The organism is Thermus tengchongensis (assembly GCF_021462405.1).
Lineage (GTDB): Bacteria > Deinococcota > Deinococci > Deinococcales > Thermaceae > Thermus > Thermus tengchongensis.
The window spans coordinates 323,561-345,380 of sequence record NZ_JAKEDU010000001.1; the positions used below are offsets into that span (position 1 = coordinate 323,561).

Genomic DNA, 21,820 nt, shown 5'->3' on the forward strand with positions numbered 1-21,820 from the left:
GGCATGGAAACCGAGACCCAGCTCTGGGAGTTTTTGGAAAAGCATTTGGCCAGCATCTACCAAGGGGACTGGGCCACCTACGAGGCCACCACCCATCCCGACCTTTCCCTTTACGAGTGGTTTGTGACCCCCCACCGCCTGGATGGCCTGGCCTTCCACCGCTTCATGATCGAGCACGCCTGGGCCACCTCAGGAAGGCCTCACCGTCTGGACCTCTTGGAAAAGCGCCTTCAGCGCTACGGGGAAGTGGCCATCTTCACCTACACCCTGCTCCTCACCGTGGAGGAAGAAGGGGGGCTAAAGCACCGGGCGGTGAACGAAAGCCGGGTGGCGGTGCGCTTTCCCGAGGGCTGGAAGGTGGTGCACGTGCACAAAAGCCCGGCCGGGTAGTTAGGTTCCCGCACTACCCAAACCCACACCTTTCTCGCCGCGCCGCACCCCGCGGAAATCCGAGGCAATGACCCGGGCCAGGGATCTGCCGGAGCCCCCACGCTGGCAAGAGCCAGGGTGGGGTGGCATGACAAGGGACCGGGTTTCCCCGGCCCCTCCCCTTTTCCCAGGGCTAGGCCCCTTGCCTTAGGCGCTCCACCACCGAGCGGTCCTCGAGGGTGGAGGTATCCCCCTTGATCTCCTGCTCCCCGGCGGCGATCTGCCGCAGGAGGCGGCGCATGATCTTGCCGGAGCGGGTCTTGGGCAGGGCATCCGTGAAGCGCACCTCGTCCGGGCGGGCGATGGGCCCGATCACCTTGGCCACGTGGGCCTTGAGCTCGTCCCGCAGGGCCTCCGAGGGCGCATTCCCCTCCTTCAGGGTCACGAAGGCCACAATGGCCTCCCCCTTCAAGGGGTCGGGGCGGCCCACCACCGCCGCCTCAGCCACGGCAGGGTGGGAAACCAAGGCGGACTCGATCTCCATGGTGCCCAGCCGGTGCCCGGCCACGTTCAGAACGTCGTCCACTCGGCCCAGGATGAGATAGTACCCGTCCTTATCCCGCCTAGCCCCATCCCCGGTGAAGTAGTTGCCTGGATGCTGGCTGAAGTACTGTTGCAGGAAGCGGTCGGGATCCCCCCAGACGGTGCGGAGCATGCTGGGCCAGGGGCGGGTGATGCAGAGGTGCCCGCCCTCGTCGGGGTTCTCCACGGGCTTGTGCTCGGAGTCCAGGATCTCGGGCTTCACCCCGAAGAAGGGCTTCCCCGCATGCCCAGGCTTCATGGCGTGGGCCCCGGGCAGGGTGGTGATCATGATGCCCCCCGTTTCCGTCTGCCACCAGGTGTCCACGATGGGGCACCGCCCCTTGCCGATGACGTTGTAGTACCAAAGCCAAGCCTCGGGGTTAATGGGCTCGCCCACGGTGCCGAGAAGGCGCAAGGAGTCCAGGCGGTGCTTCAGGGGCCAGCCCTCCCCCCACTTCATGAAGGCCCGGATGGCGGTGGGGGCGGTGTAGAGAATGTTCACCCCGTACTTGTCCACGATCTGCCAGAAACGGTCGGGCTCGGGCCAGTTGGGGGCCCCCTCGTACATCACCGTGGTGGCCCCGTTCAGGAGGGGCCCATAGACCACGTAGGAGTGGCCGGTGATCCAGCCCACGTCGGCGGTGCACCAGTAGACATCCTCGTCCTTCAGGTCAAAGACCAGCTTGGTGGTGAGGTAGACGTAGATCATGTACCCGCCCAGGGTGTGCAACACCCCCTTGGGCTTCCCCGTGGAGCCCGAGGTGTAGAGGATGAAGAGGGGCTCCTCCGCCTCCATGGGCTCGGCCTCGCAGCGGTCGGAGGCCGCCTCCATGAGCTCGTGCCACCAGTGGTCCCGGCCCGGGGTCCAGGGGACCTCCTCCCCGGTGCGGCGCACCACCACCACGTGCTCCACGGTGGAGACCTCCTTGAGGGCCTCGTCGGCATTCTGTTTCAGGGGTACCACCTGGCCCCGGCGGTAACCCCCGTCGGCGGTGATGAGCACCTTGGCCTCGGCATCCCGGATGCGCTCGGCCAAGGCCCCGCTGGAAAAACCACCGAAGACCACGGAGTGGATGGCCCCGATGCGGGTGCAGGCCAGCATGGCGATGGCCGCCTCGGGGATCATGGGTAAATAGATGGTGACCCTATCCCCCTTCTTCACCCCCAGGCGCTTGAGAACGTTGGCGAACTTCTGCACCTCCCGCCAGAGGTCGTGGTAGGTGAGGACCCGCTCTTCCCCCGGCTCCCCCTCCCAGATGAGGGCCGCCTTATTGCGGCGCCAGGTTTGCACGTGGCGGTCCAGGGCGTTGTAGGCGAGGTTGGTCTTGCCCCCCACGAACCACTTGGCGTGGGGCAGATCCCCCTCCAGGACCTTCTGCCAGGGTTCGAACCAGTGGAGCTCGGAGGCCACCCGTCCCCAGAAGCCCTCGGGGTCTTTGAGGCTTTCCTCATACAGGCGCTGGTACTCCTCCTCGCTCTTGATGTGGGCCTTACTCCGGAACTCCTCGCTGGGGTAGAAGACCCGCTCCTCCTTGAGAACGCCTTTGATCCGGTCCATATACCCTCCCTTGGCCTCTAAGGATAGGCTGGCCCCCGGGTGGGGTCAAGAAAAAGGGGGTTTTTCACCATTTGCCAAACCTCCCTTTTCTTGACAGGAGGTGTCTAACCTACCGAATATGAATATGGACGCAAATGGCCAGGAAGAGAAGCCTCTCCACGGTTCAGGCAGCTTTGCGCATCCTGGCCTACCTGGCCGAGCACCCAGAAGGGGTGGAGGTGAAGGAGGTGGCCCGCCTCCTGGGCAAGAGCCTTTCCACCGCCTACGCCCTCTTGAACAGCCTGGCGGAGGAAGGCTTCGCAGTGAAGACAGAAAGGGGGTACCGCCTGGGCCAGGCCAAGCCCCTCCGGCTGGAGACCACGCCCCTCGAGGAGGCCTTGGAGGAACTTTACCTCCGCACCCGGGAGCGGTGCTACCTGGCCCTTCTGACCCCGGAAGGGATCCGGCTGAAAACCCGGGGGCGGCAAGGCCAACCCCACCCCCTGGGCGATGCCCTGCCAAAAGAGGTCCACGCCCTGGCCCTGGGCAAGGTGCTCCTGGCCTACGGGGCCCTCCCCCCGCCTCCCCTGGTCCCCAAAACCCCCTACACCCTGACGGATCCCTTAGCCCTGGAGGCGGAACTCACCCGGGTCCGGGAATCGGGCCTGGCGGCGGAGATGGAGGAGTATGCCCTGGGCCTTTCGGCCCTGGCGGCTCCCCTTTTCGGCCCGGAAGGGAAGCTTCTGGGGGCTTTAGGGGTGGTGGTGCCCACCCGGCGTTTTCCCTTCGCCTTCAGCCGCCTGGCCCGGGCCCTCTCCGAGGTGGCCCAGGTCTCGGCCCACTTGCGCCCCCCCGAACCCCCCACCCTTCCCCCGCCCCCCCCGCCCAGCCTGTGGGTGGAAACCTTAGAGCCCCCTTCGAAGCTGAGGGAGGAGGCCAACCTCAAGGACTACGCCGAGGCCTACCGGGCGAGCCTCGAGGATCCCGAAAGCTTTTTCGGCAGCTTCGCCCGGGAGTTCCACTGGGAAACCCCCTGGGAAAGGGTCCACGACCCTGCCACCCATACCTGGTTCGGCGGAGGGCGGACCAACGCCGCCTTAAACGCCCTGGACCGCCACCTGCCCGAAAAGGCCCAACAGGTGGCCCTCATCACCCTGGACGGGGATGGGCACCTGGAAAAGTGGACCTACCGGGAACTTTTGGACCTCTCCAGCCGCCTTGCCGGGGTCTTCCAGAACCTGGGGGTGAAGCGGGGGGACCGGGTGGCCCTCTACCTGCCCACAGGGCTGGAGGCGGCCTTGAGCCTCCTGGCCCTGGCGCGGATCGGGGCAGTGCACGTGGCCCTGCCCGTGGGCCTAGGCCCGGAAGCCTTGAGGGAGCGGCTTCTCCAAAGCCAGGTCCGCCTTCTGGTGGCCGCCGACGGCTACTTCCGCCGGGGCCAGCTCATCCCCTTAAGACCAGTGGTGGAGGCAGCCCTTTCGGGCCTGGATCTCCCAGTGCTCTGGCACACCCGGGGCACCACGGAGTTCCTGGAAAGGGCCTCGGAGGGAAAGCCTGCGGACGCCGTACCCGTTCCCGCCCAGCAGCCCCTCTTCATCCTCCACACCTCGGGCTCCACAGGCAGGCCCAAGGGAGTGGTCCACGGCCACGGAGGGTACATGGTGGGGGTAAGCTGGGCCCTCCGCTACCTCTTTGACCTGAAACCGGGAGAGATCTTCCATACCACCGCCGACCTCTTCTGGGTGGTGGGCCACTCCTTCGGCCTGTACGCCCCGCTCTTCCTGGGAGGCACCAGCCTCCTGGTGGAGGACCGGCCGGACCACCCCAACCCCGCCGCCTTCTACGAGAGGCTAAGGCGGTTCGGGGTGGACGTGCTCCTCACCTCCCCCACGGTGCTCCGCACCCTGCGTCGCCACGGGGAAGCCCGGCCCACTTCCTTGCGCCTGGTGGGGAGCGTGGGCGAGGCCCTGGCCCCCGAGGTATGGCGCTGGACCTGGGAGAACCTGGCCTGGCCCTTGGACAACTGGTGGCAAACCGAGCTGGGGGCCCCGGCCCTGGCCACCCCCCTCACCCTCCCCGCCAAGCCGGGCTTCGTGGGCATCCCCTTGCCGGGGGTGGAGGCCCGGGTGGTGGATGGGGAAGGACAGGTCCTGCCTCCAGGGGCCAAGGGCCACCTGGTCCTCCTCAGGGCGGGGCCCGCCCACATGGTGGACCTCCTGGGGGGGGAAAGCCCTTGGCGCGGGGGCCTCTACTGGACGGGGGACCTCGCCACCTGGGACGAGGAGGGCTACTTCCGCATCCTGGGCCGTTCCGAGGAGGTCATCAAGGTGGGGGAGGCCCGGCTCGGCACCGCCGAGGTGGAAGCGGCCGCCCTCACCCACCCCCAGGTGGCGGAAGCAGCCGCCATCGGGATCCCCGGGGAGGAGGGCGAGGAAATCGTGGTCTTTGCCGTCCCCAAGAAGGAGGTGCCCGAGGAGCTCAAGGGCCTCCTGGCCGAGAAGATCAAGGCCCACCTTTTGCGGCACCTGGGGCCGGTTCCCCCGCCCCGGATCGTCTTCGTGGAACGCCTGCCCCGTACCCGAAGCGGCAAGATCTTAAGGCGGCTCCTAAAGGCAGAACTCCTGGGCGTAGACCCTGGGGATGTTTCGGCATTGGAGGAGGAGTATGGCGGTGCAAAAACTTCTTAAGGCGGAAGAGCGGCTTTGGGCCCCGGAAGAGGTGCGCCGCAAGGCGAACCTCCAGAACTTCCCTGAAGTGTACCGGCGAAGCCTCGAGGACCCCGAGGGCTTCTGGGGGGAATGGGCCCGGAGGTTCTACTGGGAGAAGCCCTTTGAAAAGGTGTTGGAGTGGAACCTTCCCGAGCACCGCTGGTTCTTGGGGGGCACCACCAACGCCGTCTACAACGCCCTGGAGCGCAACGTGGAAAGGGGCCTCAGGAACAAGGTGGCCCTTCTCTACCTCTCCGAGGACGGGCGGGAGGAGAAGCTCACCTACGGGGAACTCCTGGACCGGGTGCGGCGCCTGGCCACGGGGCTTAGACGCCTGGGGGTAGAGAAGGGGGACCGGGTGGTCATCTACATGCCCTTAACCCTCGAGGGCGTCCTATCCATGCTGGCCACCGCCTACCTGGGGGCCATCCACAGCGTGGTCTACGCGGGGCTCGGGGTGGCCGCCCTTAGGGAGCGCATCCTGGACGCGGGGGCCAAGCTCCTCATCGCCGGGGACGTGAGCTACCGCCGGGGCAAGGGGGTGGACCTCCGCTCCATCGTGGAGGAGGCCATCCGGGACCTGCCCCTAAAGGTGGTCTGGTTCCAACGGGCCATCCGGGCGGAGCTTCCCGAGGGGCATTATGACTTTCAGGAAATCCTCTGGGGAAGCCCCCCGGAGGCCCGGGCGGAGATGGTGGAAGCGGAGCACCCCCTTTTCATCCTCTACACCTCGGGCTCCACGGGCAAGCCCAAGGGCGTGGTGCACGTGCACGGGGGGTACATGGTGGGCACCACCTACCACCTGCGCACCTTCTTTGACGTGAAAGACGACGACGTCTACTGGGCCACCAGCGACATCGGCTGGATCGTGGGCCACTCCTACATCGTCTACGCCCCCCTTCTGGAAGGGGTGACCAGCGTCCTCAGGGAGGGCGCCCCCGACTACCCCGACCCTGGGGCCTTCTGGAAGGTGGTGGAGCGCCACCGGGTGAACGTGATGTTCACCGCCCCCACGGCGGTGCGCCTCTTCATGAAGTACGGCCCCGAGTGGCCCAAGAAATACGACCTCTCCTCCTTGCGCCTCATCGCCGTGGCCGGGGAACCCTTGAACCCCGAGGCCCTACGCTGGGCCTACACGCACCTGATGGCAGAGGGCCAAAGGGGCTTTGTGGCCGACAACTGGTGGCAGACGGAGCTGGGGGGGCCCACCCTGGGCACGCCCCTGACCCTTCCCGCCAAGCCGGGCTTCGCCGGGGTGGCCCTCCCCGGGGTGGAGGCGGCGGTGGTGGACGAGGACGGGAAGCCGGTACCCCCGGGCCAGGGCGGGCTTTTGGTGCTCAAGCGCCCCTTTCCCCACATGATGCGCACCGTTTGGGGCAACCACGACCGCTACCTCCAGTACTGGCGGGAAGTGCCCGGGAACGTCTACGTGGCAGGCGATGTGGCCAGCGAGGACGAGGAGGGTTACTTCAGCGTCCTGGGCCGGGCGGACGACGTCCTCAACGTGGCGGGCCACCGCATCGGCACCGCGGACGTGGAAAGCGCCCTGGTCTCCCACCCCGCCGTGGCTGAAGCCGCCGTCATCGGGGTGCCCGACCCCCTCAAGGGGGAAGCCATCAAGGCCTTTGTGGTCCTCCGCCTGGGCCAGGCTCCCTCAGAGGAGCTCAAGGAAAACCTGGTGGCCCACGTCCGTCGGGAGCTGGGGCCCATCGCCACCCCCTCGGAGGTGGTTTTCCTGGACAAACTACCAAAGACCCGCTCGGGTAAGATCCTGCGCCGCTTGCTTAAGGCCCAGGAGCTGGGCAGGGATCCAGGGGATCTCTCCACGCTTGAGGAATGATCCAAGATAATCCCCGGTCAGCAACCTGGGAACCCCAAACCGTGGGGCCTAATAAAAACTGCGCATTTGCAGGTATTCGCCAAAGCTTCCTTTTCTTGACGCCCTGGTGGAGGGGAGTTAATATTCGCCCAGCAAGCAGGATGTGGGGTTACGCAAGGGACCAAAGCCCCTGCTTGCCTTTTACTGGGAGGTGAGGCGTATGGACGGAGTTCCGGAAGCGGTCAAGGAGTGGTACTGGCAGGAAGTCAAGCGGCTCACCCTGCGTTCGCTCTTCTACTGGATCCTTATCGCCATCGTCTTGCCGGTGCTCTCCCCCCTTTTCAAGGGGGTTGTCATTGGCCCCCTGCCCTCCTTGCACTGGTATATCAACGGCTTCATCGTGATCGCGCTGGGCGTGATCCTCATCTTCTGGTATGCCGCCCGCATGAACCGCCTGGATCAGGAATTGGAGAGGAAGCTAAAGGAAGGGAGGTAAGACATGGCTCCAGCAAAGGGCATGTCACCCGTGGTGCGCAATCCTTTAATGACTGCTGTTGCGGTGGTCCTCTTGGCCATCCTGGCTTATCCAGTGGGGGGCCAGTACCTGACCTCTCTGGTGCTCATCATCGGCAGCATCCTGGTCTACCTGGTCCTGGCCCTTACCCTTCGCTCCCAGGCAGCCGCCGACTTCTACGTGGCGGGGCGCTCCATTCCCGCCGTGGTGAACGGAGCAGCGACCGCCGCCGACTGGATGTCGGCAGCCAGTTTCCTCTCCATGGCAGGGATCATCGCCTTCCTAGGCTTTGACGCCCTGCCCTACGTGATCGGCTGGACCCTGGGTTACACCCTCATGGCCTTTACCATTGCTCCCTTTGTGCGCAAGTCCGGAACCTACACGGTGCCGGAACTCATAGAGCGCCTGGCGGGCAACTGGTCCACAGCCCGGGTTATCGCTGTGCTCATGGTCTTCATCACCTCGCTCACCTACCTCACGGCCCAGCTAGTGGGGGTGGGCGTGGTCTTCTCCCGTTTCCTGGGCATCCCCGCCACCATCGCCGTGTTCGTGGGCGTATTCGGAGCCTTGGCCTACGCCTGGACCAGCGGTTGGCGCAGCATCACTTGGGTGCAGTTCGTCCAGTACTGGGTGCTCATCTCCATGTACCTCCTGCCGGTACTCATTGCCAGCGCTTCCCTAGGACTTCTCCCCATACCTCACCTGCAGTATGGGCCCCTTCTGACACAAGTGGAGGCACGGGAGGCCGCCGCAGGCGTTAGCCCCTTGTGGACCGAGCCCCTGGCCCGGCCCTTCGCCGGGGGCACGGGGATGCTGAACTGGATCCTAGCCGCCCTGGTCCTCATGCTGGGCACCATGGGCCTGCCCCACATCCTGGTGCGCTTCTACACCGTCACCAACGTGCACGCCGCCCGCCTCAGCGTGGGCTGGGCCCTTCTCTTCATCGGCCTCCTCTACACCACCGCCTCCATCTACGCCGCCATCGCCCGGCTTTCCATCAGCAACCTCTGGAACAAGCCTCTGGATGAGGTGATGAACACCAGCTGGATCCAAAAGTGGCTTCCCACGGGGTTGGTGAAGGTAACCGACGCCAACGGGGACGGGATCGTTCAGCCGGCCGAGCTATCCTTCCATAACGACATCGTGGTGGTGGGAATGCCGGATATGTTCGGCATGCTGTGGCTCATCTCGCCCCTGGTGGCCGTGGGTGGTCTAGCCGCTGCCCTTTCCACCGCAGACGGCCTCCTTCTGGCCATGTCCACCGCCATCTCCCGGGACATCTACAAGCGCTTCATCAACCCCCAGGCCTCGGAAGCCGGCGAGGTGGGCTTCGTGCGGGCCATGCTGGTGGTCATCGGCCTGATTGGCGGCTACCTGGGCTACCTGGCCATCAAGGATCCCGGTTTTAGCCGTTATGTGGCCCTTCTGGTGGGCTGGGCCTTCGTCTTTGCCGCTTCCACCTTTACCCCGGCCATCATGCTGGGCATCTTCTGGAAGCGGCTTAACCGCTATGGGATCGTGGCGGGGATGATCGTGGGTATGGCCGTGGCCCTGCCCTACGTGCTGGCGGTGGGAATCTTCAACACCCAACCCCTGGTGCTCTTCGGCCAAAAAATCGGCACCATCGCCTGGGGAGCCATCTCCTTCCTGGCCAACGCTCTCACCGCCATCGTGGTTTCCCTCCTCACCCCGCCTGAGGGCAAGGAACGGGAGGCCTTTGTGGATCACATGCGCATGCCCGATTAGCGCTGAGCCTTACGGGGAGGCCAGACCACCCTGGCCTCCCTTTTGAACGCCGTAAGGACCAAAAGCCGGAGCCGCCCAAAGCGGAACACTTGGGTGACCGCAAGCCGGAGCCCTTCCCACTCGTCGTAACAAAAAAGCCGCTTCCCCCCTAACAGGCGTTCCAAAGGCCCGGCTGCCTCATCAAAGCAGGTAACCTTCCGCTCCAACCCTCCTCGGGTCCAGACGAAAAGGTGATAGGCAACCCCATCCTCCAAACGCCGCATCCTCCCCGGCAACCGGACAAAGCGGTCCACGTACGCCACCAGCTTGCCGTAGACGATTTCCCTCTCCTCCGCCATGTAGGTTACTATAAGGGCAAGCCGCTCCTCATGGCCTTGGACCTAGTGGCGCAAACACCCCCCTTGGACCGGCTCCCTCGAGAGGAGCTGGAAGAACTGCTCCGCTTGGGCCACACCCTTGATCTAACCCCGGGAACCCGTCTCTTGGAGCAAGGGGGTCACCCCTCCCAAAACCTCTACCTCCTGCTGGAAGGCCAGGTGGCCCTCTTGGATGAGGAAAGGGAAGTGGGCACCCTCGAGGCGGGGGAGTTTTTCGGCTTCCCCTCCCTCCTCTCCGGGGAGCCTCCTTCCCTAAGCGTGGTGGCCAAAACGCCGGTTAAGGTCTTGGCCCTTCCCAAGGAGGCCTTCCAACGGCTACTGGCCTATCCGGAGGTAGCCCGCTTTTTCGGCCAAGGCCTGGTGGAACGGGTCCGGCTCAGGCTGGCCCCAGCCCCCTCCCTCTTCTCGCCCGTGGGCCAGCTGGTGCGCCGCCCTCCTGCCTTCATCCCTCCCTCCGCCACCGTGGAGGAAGCAGCCAGGAAGATGCGCCAGGAAGGCATCTCCAGCCTCCTGGTGGAAGGGGATCCCCTAGGCATCCTCACCGACCGCGACCTGAGGAACCGGGTCCTGGCGGAGGGGCGGCCCCCTTCCACCCCAGTGGGGGCGGTGATGACCACCCCCCTCTTCTCCCTCCCAGCGGAAACCCCCGTCTACGAAGCCTTGGCCGCCATGGTGGAGCGGGGGATCCATCACCTCCCCCTCACGGAAGGGGACCGGGTGGTGGGGGTGGTCACCCACACCGACCTTCTCCTGAACCAGGCGCAAAGCCCCCTTCTCCTCCTGAGGCGCATCGAGAGGCTGGAGATGGAGCGGTATAGCCTCGAGGTGGCCTCCTTGGTGGAAAGCCTCTTCCAGAGGGGCTTGGGCGGGGTGGAGATCGGCCGGGTGGTAGCCTCCCTCAACGACGCCCTCATCCGCCGCCTGGTGCGGGAGGCGGAAGCCGCCCTAGGCCCCCCTCCCGCGGCCTACGCCTTTTTGGTCTTCGGCTCGGAGGGAAGGCGGGAGCAGGCCCTCCTTACGGACCAGGACAACGCCTTAGCCCTGGGGGGAGAAGGCCACGAGGCCTACTTCCGGGCCCTGGCGGAGCACGTGGTGGGGGGGCTGATCCGGGCCGGGATCCCCGAGTGCAAGGGAGGGTACATGGCCACCCGCTGGCGCAAGACCCTATGGGAATGGCAGGAAACCTTCCGCCGCTGGATGGAGGCCCCCGAGCCTCAGGCCCTTCTGGAAACCCAGATCTTTTTCGACCTGCGCCGGGTGGCGGGTAGCCTCTCCCTAAGGCCTTTGGAGGAAACCATCCTAGAGGGAAGCCGGAAGGGGGTCTTCCTCTACCACCTGGCCCGGGCCAGCCTGGAGTTCCGCCCCCCTCTGGGCCTCTTCGGCCGGGTGCGCACCGAGGAGGGTTTTGTGGACCTGAAGCGGCACGCCATCGCCCCCATCGTGGCCCTGGCCCGGCTGTATGCCCTCATGGCGGGAAGCCTGGCCAAGGGCACGGTGGAGAGGTTCAAGGTGGCAGCGGAAGCAGGCACCTTAAGCCTCGAGGGAGCGGAACGCCTCGAGGAGGCCTTCCGCTTCTTCTTCGCCCTGCGCCTGAAACACCAGCTACGGGCCTTGGAAGAGGGTAAGGAGGTGAGCAACCGGGTGCTTTGGTCCAGCCTATCCCCCGGGGAACGGCGGAAGGCCCTCGAGGGCTTCCGGGCCATCGCCGAGATGCAGGAAAGCACCGCAAACCGCTTCCAGCTGCGATGAAGGAGAGAGCTCTTGCCCTTTTCCTCTTGGCCCTTTTCCTTTTTCTCTTCCCCGTAAGCCTGGTCTTCCCTGCGCCCCTTGGGCCCCAGGGGCTTCCTCCCCTCTACCTCTACCTTTACGTCTCCTGGGGGCTGGTGGTCCTCTTGGCCTACCTCCTGTTCCGCCGCCCATGAACCCCCTTGTCCTCTTGCTGAGCCTTTTCCTGTACCTGGGCCTCCTTTTCCTGGTGGCTCTCCTGGGGGAAGGACGGTGGCGTTCCCTGGCCCAAAGCCCCTGGGCGTACACCCTTTCCCTGGCGGTCTACGCCACCGCCTGGACCTTCATGGGAAGCGTGGGCTGGGCGGCCACGGAGGGGGCCAGCTTCCTCCCCATCTACCTGGGGCCCACCCTGGTCCTCCTCCTGTGGCCGTTTCTCCAGGAAAGATTGCTTTCCCTGGCCCGCGCCCACCGCCTCACCTCCTGGGCCGATTTCCTTTACCTGCGCTTCGGCCACGGCCTCCTCGGCCCCCTGGCCGCCGGTTTTCTGGTGGTGGGCCTCCTTCCCTACCTGGCCCTGCAACTCAAGGCCATCGCCCAGGCCTTCCTCTTCCTAAGGGGCGAGGAGGAGCCCCTCACGGACATCGCCCTTCCCACCGCCTTGCTCCTGGCCCTCTTCGCGATCCTCTTCGGCACCCGCCGCCTGGATCCCTCGGAACGGCACCAGGGCCTGGTGCTGGCGGTGGCCTTTGAATCTTTGGTGAAGCTGCTGGCCCTCCTCCTCGTGGGAGGGGTGGTCCTGTGGCAGCTGGGAAGCCCCTTCCCCAAGCTCCAGAACCGCCCTGAGCTCCTCTCCCTCCTCCTCCCCCCGGAAGGCCTTGCCGGTTACCTGGAGTGGGCAAGCCTCGTCCTCCTCTCCGGCCTAGCCTTCCTCTTCCTGCCCCGGCAGTTCCACGTGAGCGTGGTGGAAAACACCGACCCTCAGCACCTTCGCCTGGCGGCCTGGGCCTTCCCCCTGTACCTTCTCCTCATCAACCTCCCCGTCCTGCCCCTGGCCCTCTTTGGCCGCCTTCTCCTGCCCGAGGGAAACCCGGATCTCTACGTGCTGGCCCTGCCCCTGGAGCTCGGGAACGGCCCCTTGGCCCTGCTTGCCTTTCTAGGGGGGGTTTCGGCAGCCACGGCCATGGTGGTGGTGGAAAGCCTGGCCCTTTCCATCCTCATCTCCAACCATCTCCTTTCCCCCCTCCTCCTCCGCTTCCGGGCTCTGGGAAGCCTCCTCCTTTGGCGGAGGATCTCCATTCTGACGGTGATGCTTCTGGCCTACCTCTACTTCCGCCTGGCGGGAGAAGCTTACGCCCTGGTGGCCATGGGCCTCATTTCCTTTGTGGCCGTGGCCCAGCTGGCCCCGGCGGGCCTCCTGGGGCTCTTCTGGAAGGGAGCCACCCCTCAAGGGGCCCTAGCCGGCTTGCTAGGAGGCATAGCCGTTTGGGCCTATACCCTATTTCTCCCGGCGCTGGCCCGCTCGGGGTGGCTCCCTCCCTTCTTTCTGGAAGGCCCCCACCCCCTCTTGCGGCCGGAGGGGCTCCTGGGAGTCCGGGGCCTGGACCCCGTGACCCACGGCTTTCTGGCAAGCCTCACCCTAAATCTGGCCCTCACCCTGGGGGTTTCCCTCTTCACCCGGCGGATGGCCCTGCAGGAGGAACGCACGGGGGAGGTGGAGGAGCTGGCCGCCCTTCTCCGACGGGTCTTGGGGCCGGAGGCGGAGGAAAGCTTCCGCCATCAGGCGCGGGCCCTGCCGGGCCGGGAAGCGGCGGGCCTTGCGGAAACCCTGTTGGCGGGCTCCGTGGGCCCCGCCACCGCCAAGCTCCTCCTCCTCTCCGTTACCCGGGCGGTTCCCCCAGAAGCCCTGCGGGAGGAGGTGGAGGAGGCGGCCCGGGAGTCCCGGGAACTTCGGGCTTACGCTCAGGCCCTCGAGGAGGCCCGGAGGGAGCTCGCCGAGGCCTACGAGCGCCTGAAGGCCCTGGACCAGGCCAAGGACGAGCTCTTGGCTGCGGTCTCCCACGAGCTCAAAACCCCGCTCACCGCCGTGCGGGCCCTGGCGGAGATCCTCGAGGCCAACCCCGACCTTTCCGAGGAGGAGCGTGGGCGCTTCGTGTCCCTTCTGGCCAAGGAAACCGTCCGGCTCTCCCGCCTGGTGGAGGAGATCCTGGCCTACACCCGGCTCCAGGCGGGCGTGCCCCTCGCCCGCAGTCCCACGGACCTCCGGGCCCTGGCCGTGGAAGCCCTGGCCCTGGTGGAGCCCTTGGCCCGGGAAAGGGGGATTACAATGGAGTCGCATCTGGCGGAGGTCCAAACCCTCACGGACCGGGACCGGGTACTCCAGGTGCTTTTGAACCTCCTCCACAATGCCCTGCGCCACGCCCGAAGCCGGGTACGCCTGGAGCTTCTTGCCAATAAGGAAGTCCTCTTCCGCGTATCCGACGACGGCCCTGGGGTACCTCCCCAGGCCAGAACCCTGGTGTTTGAGCCCTTCCAGAGCTTCTCCGGAGGCACGGGCCTAGGCCTTTTCCTGGCCCGGAGGCTGGTGGAAAGCCTGGGAGGACGGATCTGGTTGGAGGAGGGGGAAGGGGCCACCTTCGCCTTCACCCTCCCCTTGGAGGTGGAGCATGAGGATTCTGGTGGTGGACGATGAGGAAAGCATCCTGGTGCCCTTGGAGTTCCTCCTGAAGAAGGCCGGGCACCAGGTGGTCCTGGCCCGCACAGGGGAAGAGGCCCTCGAGGCCCTGTCCCGAGGAACCTTTGACCTCATGGTGCTGGACCTCATGCTTCCGGGCATGGATGGCTTTGCCGTATTGGAGCGGGCTAAGGCCCTATCCCAAAGGCCCAAGGTCCTGGTCCTCACCGCCCGGGGGCGGGAGGCGGACCGGGCCAAGGCCCTGGCCCTGGGGGCCGAGGCCTTCATGGCCAAGCCCTTTGGCATCCAAGACCTCCTTTCCCAGGTGGAGGAGCTGGCAGGGGGAAGATGAGGGAGGTCTTGCGCTTTCTGGGAGCCCTTCTACTGGGCCTTCTCCTGGTAGGAGGAACCGTGGGGCTGGGCCTCTTCCTCCTGGTCCAAGGGGAGGAGGGCCTGGGAAAGGAACTTCTCCGTCTGGCGAGGGAGAAGCTGCCCACCCTTCTCTTCGTGGGACTCCTCTTCACCTTGGTGCTGGCCGCCCTCCTCTACCCGGTCTTCCTGGGCTACCTGGCCGCCACCCGGGCCCTGGGCCAGGAAGCGGAAATCCTCCTGGCCAACCCCGGCCACCGCCTGCGCCTCCGGGGGCCCTTTGAGCTTAGGGCCTTGGCGGACCTCATCAACCGCTTGGCCCAGGAAAAGGAGACCTTGGAAAAGGAGGTGGCGGTGCGCATCGCCGAGGCCAAATCCCTCCTGGAGGAGGAAAGGAAGAAGCTTGCCGCCCTCATCGGCCACCTTCCCCACGGGGTGGTGCTGGCCAACCCCAAGGGCCAGGTCCTCCTCTACAACCAAGGAGCCCGGGAGCTCTTGGGCGAGGGCCTGGGGGTAGGCAAAAGCCTCTTCGGCCTCCTGGACCGGGGACTCATGGTCCACGCCCTGGAACTGCCGGAGGAGCGGTTTTTAACCCAGGGGCCCAAAGGGCCGCTTTGGCTCCAGGTGGTGCCCCTGGAGGGAGAGGAAGGGTTTTTGGTCATCCTGGAGGAAGCCCGGGAAAAGGGCGGGTGGGATGCCGCCCTCCTCCACCGCTTGAAGGACAAGCTGGCGGGGCTCAAGGCCCTGGCGGAGGCCCTGGACCAGGAAGCCAGGGGGACCCCCCTCGAGCCCCTCCTCAAGACCGCCAAGGCCACCGCCGAGGAGCTCGGCCAGCTGGTGGCCTCCTGGGAAGCCCCGGCCCAGGCGGCGGAGGTATTGGCGGAGGACCTGTTAACCCTCCTGGCCCAGGCCCTGGAACGGGAAACAGGGGTTTCCCCGGGGCTCTCCCTGGAGGAGCAAGCCAGGAACCTCCTGGTCCAGGCGGACACCTACGCCTTGGCTTTAGGCCTGGCCGCCGCCTTAAGGGACGAGGAGGAAGCCTTCCTGGAGGGGAGGCGGGAGGGCCGCCTGCTCCACCTCACCCTCACCCTGCCCAGGCCTCCTATAAGCCCAGAAGACGCCCACCCCGACCTTCCCCCTCTTCTCAAGGAGGCGGTGGAAAGGTCCGGCGGGAGCGGCTGGTGGGCGGGATCCCACCTTCACCTCCTCCTCCCCGCCCGGGAAGCCCCTCGGCTTCCCGCCAAGGCAGGCCCTCCCCCCCGGGCCGAGGTCTTCGACCTCTCCCTGCTCCACGCCCCCGAGGAGCTGGAAGAAGCTCCCCTGGAAGGCCTCCTGTACACTGCCTTCGACCTGGAAACCACGGGCCTGGATCCGGAAAAGGACGCCATCATCGCCCTAGGGGCGGTCCACATCCTGGGGAAAACCGTGCTTCGCCACGAAGTCTTCGAGGCCCTGGTCAACCCTGGGCGCCCCATCCCCAAGGCCTCCACCGAGATCCACGGCCTCACCTGGGAGATGCTGAAGGAAAAGCCCAAGCTGGAGGAGGTACTCCCCAGGTTTCGCCTGTTCCTGGAGGACACGGTGCTCCTGGCCCACAACGGAGCCTTTGACATGGCCTTCCTCAGGCGGGTGGGGATTGACCAGCCCCCTTTGGTGGACACCCTGCTCCTTTCCTACCTGCTCTTCCCCGACCTCCAGGACCACCGCCTGGAAACCCTGGCGGAGCGCTTCGGCGTGCCCGTGATCGGCCGGCACACCGCCTTGGGGGATGCCCTCATGACCGCGGAGATCTTTGCGAGCATGGTCCCCCTCCTAAAGGCCAAGGGCTATCGCACCCTGGGGGAGGTGCTCAGGGCCTCGGCCAGGTTGCCCCTGGCCCGGCTCAAGTACTGACCGCCAAGCCCCCTAGCCCAGGCGGAGGGCCTTGTGGCCTATGTCCTTCCGGTACTGGGCCCCGGGGAAGCCCACCTGGGGGATGAAGCCGTAGGCCCGGGAAAGGGCCTCCTCCAGGGTTTTTCCTAGCCCCACTATGTTCAGAACCCGCCCCCCGGCGCTCACCAGGCTGTTCCCCTCCCACCGGGTGCCGGCGTGGAAGACCAGAACCCCTTCCGGCGGCTCTGGGACACGGAGGGGGATTCCCTTCCGCGGGCTTTCCGGATAACCGGGGGCCGCCAGAACCACGCAGGCGGAGGCTCCCTCCCGCCAGAAGAGCTCCGTTCCCCTAAGCCGCCCCTCCGCCACCCTCAGGGCCAAGTCCACCAGGTCATTCTGCAAAAGGGGCAAAAGGGCCTGGGCCTCGGGGTCGCCAAAGCGAGCGTTGAACTCCAGCACCTTGGGACCCTCCCGGGTGAGCATCAAACCGGCATAGACCACCCCCCGGTAGACCACCCCTTCCGCCCTCAGGCCTTGGATCAAGGGTTTCAGGATCTCCTCCTCCACCCGCCTCAGGGTGGCGGCCTCCATGGGGTAAGGGGCCACCGCCCCCATGCCCCCGGTCATGGGCCCTTGGTCCCCATCCAACAGGCGCTTGTGGTCCTGGGAGGGCAGGAGGGGCAGGACGGTTTCGCCATCGGTCAGGGCCAGCACCGTGGCCTCATCCCCCTCCAGGTACTCCTCCACCACCACCTCCCCCCCCTCGGGGCCGGAGAGCAGGTTGAGGATGGCCTGCTTGGCGGTGTGCAGGTCAAAGGCCACGGTCACCCCCTTGCCCGCGGCCAGGCCGGAGTCCTTGATGACGATGGGTACACCCACGCTTTCCACGTACTCCAGGGCCAGGAGGGCATCCTGGAACACGCGGTACCGGGCCGTGGGAATCCCGTAGCGCTCCATGAGCCTCTTGGCAAAGGCCTTGGAACCCTCAATCATGGCGGCCTTCTGGGTGGGGCCAAAAATGAGAAGGCCCCGCTTCTGGAAAGCGTCCGCGATGCCCTCCACCAAGGGGGCCTCAGGACCCACCAGGGTGAGGTCTATCCCCTCGGCCAAAGCCCAATCCGCCAGGACCTCCACGTCCCCATTCCAGGGAACCAGCTCCGCCAAAGCCGCCATCCCGGCGTTGCCGGGGGCGGCGTAGAGCCGGTCCACCAGGGGGCTTTGCGCCGCCTTCCAAAGGAGGGCGTGCTCCCGCCCTCCGGAACCCACCACCAGCACCTTCATAGGGGAGATTCTACCCGCCTCAAGGCCTCCTCGGCCCTCAGGCGGACCTCTTCAGGGAGTTCCGCAAGCTCCCGGCGCAGGGCGGGATGGTCCTCCACCAGGAGGTGGGCGGCGAGGAAGGCCCCCCGGCCCCAGTCCCCCCCTTGGCCCATAAGGGCGGCCGGGACCAGGCCCCCCAGGCCCCAGGCGGAAAGCAGGGCCACAACCCGGAGATAGAGGGGCTTTTCCCGGGGGGAAAGCCCCTGGAAGCGGGGCCAAGCCTCCCCAAGAAGGGCCTTGAGGCCATCCCCTGGGGGGAAGGCGAGCCCGGAAAGGACCAGGCGCACCGCCTTGGGATAAAGGCGGTGCTCCAGGAAAAGCACCCGCCTTTCCAGGGTTTCCGGGGTATCCCCAGGCAGGACGGGCACCCGCCCCTGGAGGACGATGGGCCCCGTGTCCATGCCCTGGTCCACGAAGTGCACCGTGGAGCCCGTTTCCCTTTCCCCCGCCTCCAAGACCCTCCGGTGCACGTGGAGCCCCGGGTAGTCCGGGAGGAGGGAGGGGTGGATGTTCAAAAGACGCCCGTACCAGGGTTCCACAAAACCCGGAGAGAGGAGACGCATGAAGCCAGCCAGGAGCACCAGGTCCACATTCCTGGCCCGCAACAGGTCCAGGGCCTCCCTTTCAAACGCCTTCCTCCCCCGCCAGGGGATGGCCAACGCCTCCACCCCCCGCCTCGAGGCCCGCTTCAAAGCGTAGGCCTCCGGGTTGTCGGAGAGGACCAACACCACCTCCCCCCAGGGGTTTTGGGGGGGAAAAGCCTCCAGGAGGGCTTCTAGATTGGTGCCCCGGCCCGAGGCCATCACCGCCATCCGCGCGGGGCGGCCCAAGGGAAACGGGCTCAGCATAAGCCTATCCCAGAACCTCCGGGTGGTGCTTCTGCCAGTAGCGCAAAAGGCCCTGCAGGTTCATGTAGGGGGGATCGGCGAGCTCGTAGAGGCGCATTCCCTCCTCCTCCACCCCGGCTCGCCTCAGACCCTCCCGCCAGTAGGCCTCAAAGCGCTTGGTCATCTCCTCCAGGGGAAGCCCCTCCTTGAGCCGGTGCAGGACCCAGCCCGCCCACTCCTCCAGGACCCCCCGCAGGGCCAGGAGGTGGGCCTCCACATCCCGGTACGGGCCGAAGTGGGTGAGGTAGAGGACCTCGGGCCTTAGGGTCAGGATGCGATCCAGGGAAGCGGACCAACTTTCCAGGTGGATGTCGGGGGGTGGGGTGGGAGGGAGGACCGGCCCGGGGGCGATGCGCACCCCGGCGATGTCCCCAGCGAAAAGCGCCCCCTCCACCAGGTAGGCGTGGTGGTGGGAGGCGTGGCCCAGGGTTTCCAGGGCCTGGACCCTAAGCCCCCCGAGGTCCACCACCTCCCCGTCCTCCAGGACCCGCACCCGCTCCTGGGGGATCCCCTTGAGCTCCCCCCAGAGGGGTTTCAGCATCGCCCCGTAGATGCGCTCCGCGGAGGCCAGAAGCCTCGAGGGGTCCACCAGGTGCGGGGCCCCCCGGGGATGCACGTACACCGTGGCCCCAAGCTCGGCCAACCGCCAAGCGGCCCCGGCGTGGTCCAGGTGGATGTGGGTCACGAAGACATGGCGGACCTCCTTCGGGTCCACTCCCTCCTGCTTTAAGGCCGCCTCGAGGCGGGCATAGGTGCTCTCCGGCCCCGTTTCGATCAGAACCGGCCCCTCCCCGGAGTCCAGGAGGAAGCTGGCAATCACCCTTTCCACTCCCTGGAAGCGGAGGTCCAAGACCCTCACCATGGGCGCTCCTCCTTAGGGCCGATGCGGGTGTGCAGGGTGCCGATGCCCTCCACCGCCACCTCGATCCGGTCCCCCGGGCTTAGGGCCCCCACCCCCTCGGGGGTGCCGGTGAGGACCACATCCAGGGGCTCGAGGGTCATGAAGCTGGAGATGTAGGAGAGGATCTCGGCCACGCTGAAGATCATGGCGGAGGTGTGCCCCTCCTGGCGGAGCTGGTCGTTCACGTAGGTGCGCACCCAGGTGTTCTGCGGGTCCAGATCGGTTTCAATCCAGGGGCCTAAGGGCAAGAACTTGTCCGCGCTCTTGGCCCGCACCCACTGGAGGTCCTGCCTCTGCGCATCCCGGGCGGTGATGTCCACGGCGATGGTGTACCCCAGCACGTGGTCCAGGGCTTTTTCCGGGGATACATTCCGCATGCGGTCGCCGATGACCACCGCCAGCTCCCCCTCATAGTGAAGCTCCTGGGTGAAGAAGGGGTAGGGCACCGCATCCCCCGTGTTCCAGGGATCCCGCGGGTTTCCGGGGTGGGCCAGGGTGTTGGGGGCCTTCAGGAACAGGCCCGGCTCCTTGGGCAGGTCCTGGCCGAAATCGTGCCCCATCTCCCGGATGTGTTCCCGGTAGTTTCTTCCCACGCACACGATCTTGCTGGGCGTGGCCGGGGCCAGAAGGCGCACCGAGGCCAGGTCGTAGCGCCTCCCCGTGGGGTTTCCCCCTGGACCATCCGTTTCCAGAACCAGCTCCCCTTCCAGTATCCCCCAACGGCCTTCGTTAAAACGTAAGAGCTTCATGCCCTAACGCTACCATCTTCCCGAAAGGATTTGCAGACCCCTTAGGGCCACCACCAAGGCCACCAGCAAGGCCGCGAGCCGCCCCTCCGCAGGGGCCAGGAGCAAAAGCGCCAGGTAGCCGAAGATGGCCCCGAAGGGTATGGGATAAATACCCTTACGCCGCCCCCTCCAGTAAAGGAGGTGGTAGACCCCCGCCACCCCCAGGCCCAAAAAAGCCGCCCCCAGGGTTTCCCCGGGAAGCCAGGCCAGGAAGTAGCCCAGGGAGGGGGCAATCCCACCCCCACCCCGGAAGCGAAAGAAAAGGGGCCAGTTGTGCCCCGCCACCACCGCCCCCGCGGCCCACACCCGCCACTCCGGGGGAACAAGGAGAAGGGTCAAGGCTCCCTTGCCCAGGTCCCACAGCACCACCCCGAGGGCAGCCCAGGGACCCTTCTGACGGAAAACCCCCGAGCCCCCCGGGAGGTCCCTGGCCCGCACCTCGGGAAAGAAGAGGAGCCCCCCCACCAGGGAACCCAGGAAGTACGCCAGAAGCAGGTAGGCCATGCCCACATTCTTGCAAAAACCTCCTCCTTGCCCTATCCTGGTTATGGAAGTTTCCATGAAGCGCTTCCACCGGGAACAGGGAACCAGGCTATGAGCAAGAAGAAACCCACCATCCTCGAGGTGGCCGCCCGGGCCGGGGTCGGCCTGGGCACGGTGAGCCGGGTGCTCAACAACCACAAGGCGGTGCGCCCGGAAACCCGGGCCCGGGTGCTGAAGGCCATGGAGGAACTGGGCTACACCCCGAACCCCCATGCCCGGCGCATCGCGGGAGGGAGAAGCTACACGGTCTCCGTCCTCCTTCCCTTTGTGGCCACGGAGTTCTACCGAAGGCTGGTGGAGGGCATCGAAGGCGTCCTCCTGGAAAAGCGCTACGACTTGGCCCTCTTCCCCATCCTCTCCCAGGCCCGGCTTAAGCGCTATCTGGAAAGCTCCACCCTCGCCTTCCTCACCGACGGCCTCATCCTCGCCTCCTACGACCTGAGCGAGCACTTTGAGGGAGGGCGTCTTCCCACCGACCGCCCCGTGGTGCTGGTGGACGCCAAGAACCCCCGGTACGACTCCGTCTTCCTGGACAACTTCCTGGGGGGCCACCTGGCCGGGGAGTACCTGGCCCGCTTTCCCGGGCCCATCTTCGCCGTGAAGGTGGAGGAGGAACCCGACCGGGCCTTCCACCACACGGTCTTCGCCGAGCGCCTGGCCGGCTTCCGGGAAGCCCTCAAGGCGGCAAGCCGCCCCTTCCCTGAGGAGCACCTCTACACCACCCGGCTCTCCCAGGAAGGGGGGAGGCTCGCCCTCCGGTACTTCCTGGAGAAGGCTTCCCCGCCCATCAACATCTTCGCCGGGGCCGACCAGGTGGCCCTGGGCGTCCTGGAGGAAGCGGAAAGGCTTGGGCTTACCGTGGGCAAGGAGGTACGGGTTCTGGGCTTTGACGGCCATCCCTTCACCGAGGAGGTGGGGCTTTCCACCATCGCCCAGCCGGTGGAGGCCATGGGTGCCCGGGCGGCGCAACTTCTCCTGGAGAGGATGGAAGGCTATGCGGGCCCTCCCCGGGCGGTGCGGTTCGAGCCCCTCCTTATAGAACGGGCCTCCACCCGCACCTCTCCTGCGGTTCCCTACCTGCCTTAGAAT

General features: G+C 66.3%; 18 protein-coding genes. 11 read left to right on the top strand and 7 right to left on the bottom strand.

Annotation, left to right across the window (positions count from 1 at the left end; genetic code table 11):
- The first annotated feature begins 3 nt into the window (after positions 1–3).
- Positions 4–390, top strand: coding sequence for a nuclear transport factor 2 family protein (locus tag L1087_RS01660; protein ID WP_038042949.1), 387 nt, complete (start codon positions 4–6; stop codon positions 388–390).
- A gap of 172 nt (positions 391–562) precedes the next feature.
- On the opposite strand, the gene acs is transcribed toward L1087_RS01660, so the two are convergent.
- The gene (gene acs / locus L1087_RS01665) at positions 563–2,509 is read right to left on the bottom strand and encodes an acetate--CoA ligase (RefSeq protein WP_234557324.1); all 1,947 of its coding nucleotides are present in this window, start codon (positions 2,507–2,509) and stop codon (positions 563–565) included.
- 134 nt (positions 2,510–2,643) lie between these two features.
- Here acs and L1087_RS01670 point away from each other — a divergent pair, with 134 nt between their 5' ends.
- From L1087_RS01670 to L1087_RS01685, 4 genes are all read left to right on the top strand, one after another.
- Positions 2,644–5,175 (top strand): AMP-binding protein, encoded by a 2,532-nt coding sequence (locus L1087_RS01670; RefSeq protein ID WP_234557325.1) that lies wholly within the window; start codon positions 2,644–2,646, stop codon positions 5,173–5,175.
- Positions 5,153–7,036 (top strand): acetate--CoA ligase, encoded by a 1,884-nt coding sequence (locus L1087_RS01675; RefSeq protein WP_234557326.1) that lies wholly within the window; start codon positions 5,153–5,155, stop codon positions 7,034–7,036. The genes L1087_RS01670 and L1087_RS01675 overlap by 23 nt, the downstream gene beginning before the upstream one ends.
- A 199-nt stretch (positions 7,037–7,235) precedes the next feature.
- Entirely contained in the window at positions 7,236–7,511 is a 276-nt protein-coding gene (locus L1087_RS01680; protein WP_135342826.1) for a DUF4212 domain-containing protein, read from the top strand.
- A 48-nt stretch (positions 7,512–7,559) separates the two neighbouring features.
- Positions 7,560–9,275 (top strand): VC_2705 family sodium/solute symporter, encoded by a 1,716-nt coding sequence (locus tag L1087_RS01685; RefSeq protein ID WP_234557327.1) that lies wholly within the window; start codon positions 7,560–7,562, stop codon positions 9,273–9,275.
- On the opposite strand, the gene L1087_RS01690 is transcribed toward L1087_RS01685, so the two are convergent.
- A complete protein-coding gene (locus L1087_RS01690; RefSeq protein WP_135342828.1) occupies positions 9,272–9,613 on the bottom strand; it encodes a hypothetical protein in 342 nt (113 codons plus the stop codon). The genes L1087_RS01685 and L1087_RS01690 overlap by 4 nt on opposite strands.
- 30 nt (positions 9,614–9,643) lie before the next feature.
- Between L1087_RS01690 and L1087_RS01695 the strand changes: the two genes are divergently transcribed.
- Genes L1087_RS01695 through L1087_RS01715 form a run of 5 tightly spaced genes read left to right on the top strand, consistent with a single transcriptional unit; the run spans position 9,644 to position 16,313 of the window.
- The gene (locus L1087_RS01695) at positions 9,644–11,401 is read left to right on the top strand and encodes a putative nucleotidyltransferase substrate binding domain-containing protein (RefSeq protein WP_234557328.1); all 1,758 of its coding nucleotides are present in this window, start codon (positions 9,644–9,646) and stop codon (positions 11,399–11,401) included.
- Positions 11,398–11,574 (top strand): hypothetical protein, encoded by a 177-nt coding sequence (locus tag L1087_RS01700; RefSeq protein WP_234557329.1) that lies wholly within the window; start codon positions 11,398–11,400, stop codon positions 11,572–11,574. Before L1087_RS01695 ends, L1087_RS01700 begins: the two co-directional genes overlap by 4 nt.
- Entirely contained in the window at positions 11,571–14,069 is a 2,499-nt protein-coding gene (locus L1087_RS01705; RefSeq protein WP_234557330.1) for an ATP-binding protein, read from the top strand. Before L1087_RS01700 ends, L1087_RS01705 begins: the two co-directional genes overlap by 4 nt.
- Positions 14,044–14,403 carry a response regulator transcription factor gene (locus L1087_RS01710; RefSeq protein WP_135260008.1) on the top strand — a complete coding sequence of 120 codons (360 nt, stop codon included), beginning with the start codon at positions 14,044–14,046 and terminating at the stop codon, positions 14,401–14,403. Before L1087_RS01705 ends, L1087_RS01710 begins: the two co-directional genes overlap by 26 nt.
- A complete protein-coding gene (locus L1087_RS01715) occupies positions 14,400–16,313 on the top strand; it encodes a 3'-5' exonuclease (RefSeq protein ID WP_234557331.1) in 1,914 nt (637 codons plus the stop codon). The genes L1087_RS01710 and L1087_RS01715 overlap by 4 nt, the downstream gene beginning before the upstream one ends.
- A gap of 12 nt (positions 16,314–16,325) precedes the next feature.
- Here the strand turns inward: L1087_RS01715 and purD are convergent, their stop codons facing one another.
- Genes purD through L1087_RS01740 form a run of 5 tightly spaced genes read right to left on the bottom strand, consistent with a single transcriptional unit; the run spans position 16,326 to position 20,692 of the window.
- Positions 16,326–17,573, bottom strand: a complete 1,248-nt coding sequence (gene purD / locus L1087_RS01720; protein ID WP_135260006.1) for a phosphoribosylamine--glycine ligase — start codon at positions 17,571–17,573, stop codon at positions 16,326–16,328.
- Positions 17,570–18,460: a phosphoribosylglycinamide formyltransferase gene (gene purN / locus L1087_RS01725; RefSeq protein WP_234557332.1), complete on the bottom strand. Its 891-nt coding sequence runs from the start codon at positions 18,458–18,460 to the stop codon at positions 17,570–17,572. Before purN ends, purD begins: the two co-directional genes overlap by 4 nt.
- Positions 18,461–18,464: 4 nt before the next feature.
- Positions 18,465–19,361, bottom strand: a complete 897-nt coding sequence (locus L1087_RS01730) for an MBL fold metallo-hydrolase (RefSeq protein WP_234557333.1) — start codon at positions 19,359–19,361, stop codon at positions 18,465–18,467.
- Entirely contained in the window at positions 19,355–20,149 is a 795-nt protein-coding gene (locus L1087_RS01735; protein WP_234557334.1) for a fumarylacetoacetate hydrolase family protein, read from the bottom strand. Before L1087_RS01735 ends, L1087_RS01730 begins: the two co-directional genes overlap by 7 nt.
- Before the next feature lie 9 nt (positions 20,150–20,158).
- Positions 20,159–20,692 carry a glycerol-3-phosphate acyltransferase gene (locus L1087_RS01740; RefSeq protein ID WP_038043654.1) on the bottom strand — a complete coding sequence of 178 codons (534 nt, stop codon included), beginning with the start codon at positions 20,690–20,692 and terminating at the stop codon, positions 20,159–20,161.
- Between the two features lie 90 nt (positions 20,693–20,782).
- Here L1087_RS01740 and L1087_RS01745 point away from each other — a divergent pair, with 90 nt between their 5' ends.
- Positions 20,783–21,817 carry a substrate-binding domain-containing protein gene (locus L1087_RS01745; RefSeq protein ID WP_038042973.1) on the top strand — a complete coding sequence of 345 codons (1,035 nt, stop codon included), beginning with the start codon at positions 20,783–20,785 and terminating at the stop codon, positions 21,815–21,817.
- Positions 21,818–21,820: the final 3 nt, after the last annotated feature.

Coding starts and splice junctions, on each gene's coding strand:
- L1087_RS01715 (WP_234557331.1), top strand. CDS start 14,400: ATGAGGGAGGTCTTGCGCTTTCTGGGAGCCCTTCTACTGGGCCTTCTC.
- L1087_RS01710 (WP_135260008.1), top strand. CDS start 14,044: ATGAGGATTCTGGTGGTGGACGATGAGGAAAGCATCCTGGTGCCCTTG.
- purN (WP_234557332.1), bottom strand. CDS start 18,460: ATGCTGAGCCCGTTTCCCTTGGGCCGCCCCGCGCGGATGGCGGTGATG.
- L1087_RS01700 (WP_234557329.1), top strand. CDS start 11,398: ATGAAGGAGAGAGCTCTTGCCCTTTTCCTCTTGGCCCTTTTCCTTTTT.
- L1087_RS01675 (WP_234557326.1), top strand. CDS start 5,153: ATGGCGGTGCAAAAACTTCTTAAGGCGGAAGAGCGGCTTTGGGCCCCG.
- L1087_RS01680 (WP_135342826.1), top strand. CDS start 7,236: ATGGACGGAGTTCCGGAAGCGGTCAAGGAGTGGTACTGGCAGGAAGTC.
- L1087_RS01695 (WP_234557328.1), top strand. CDS start 9,644: ATGGCCTTGGACCTAGTGGCGCAAACACCCCCCTTGGACCGGCTCCCT.
- L1087_RS01660 (WP_038042949.1), top strand. CDS start 4: ATGGAAACCGAGACCCAGCTCTGGGAGTTTTTGGAAAAGCATTTGGCC.
- purD (WP_135260006.1), bottom strand. CDS start 17,573: ATGAAGGTGCTGGTGGTGGGTTCCGGAGGGCGGGAGCACGCCCTCCTT.
- L1087_RS01740 (WP_038043654.1), bottom strand. CDS start 20,692: ATGGCCTACCTGCTTCTGGCGTACTTCCTGGGTTCCCTGGTGGGGGGG.
- L1087_RS01685 (WP_234557327.1), top strand. CDS start 7,560: ATGACTGCTGTTGCGGTGGTCCTCTTGGCCATCCTGGCTTATCCAGTG.
- L1087_RS01670 (WP_234557325.1), top strand. CDS start 2,644: ATGGCCAGGAAGAGAAGCCTCTCCACGGTTCAGGCAGCTTTGCGCATC.
- acs (WP_234557324.1), bottom strand. CDS start 2,509: ATGGACCGGATCAAAGGCGTTCTCAAGGAGGAGCGGGTCTTCTACCCC.
- L1087_RS01730 (WP_234557333.1), bottom strand. CDS start 19,361: ATGGTGAGGGTCTTGGACCTCCGCTTCCAGGGAGTGGAAAGGGTGATT.
- L1087_RS01745 (WP_038042973.1), top strand. CDS start 20,783: ATGAGCAAGAAGAAACCCACCATCCTCGAGGTGGCCGCCCGGGCCGGG.
- L1087_RS01690 (WP_135342828.1), bottom strand. CDS start 9,613: ATGGCGGAGGAGAGGGAAATCGTCTACGGCAAGCTGGTGGCGTACGTG.
- L1087_RS01735 (WP_234557334.1), bottom strand. CDS start 20,149: ATGAAGCTCTTACGTTTTAACGAAGGCCGTTGGGGGATACTGGAAGGG.
- L1087_RS01705 (WP_234557330.1), top strand. CDS start 11,571: ATGAACCCCCTTGTCCTCTTGCTGAGCCTTTTCCTGTACCTGGGCCTC.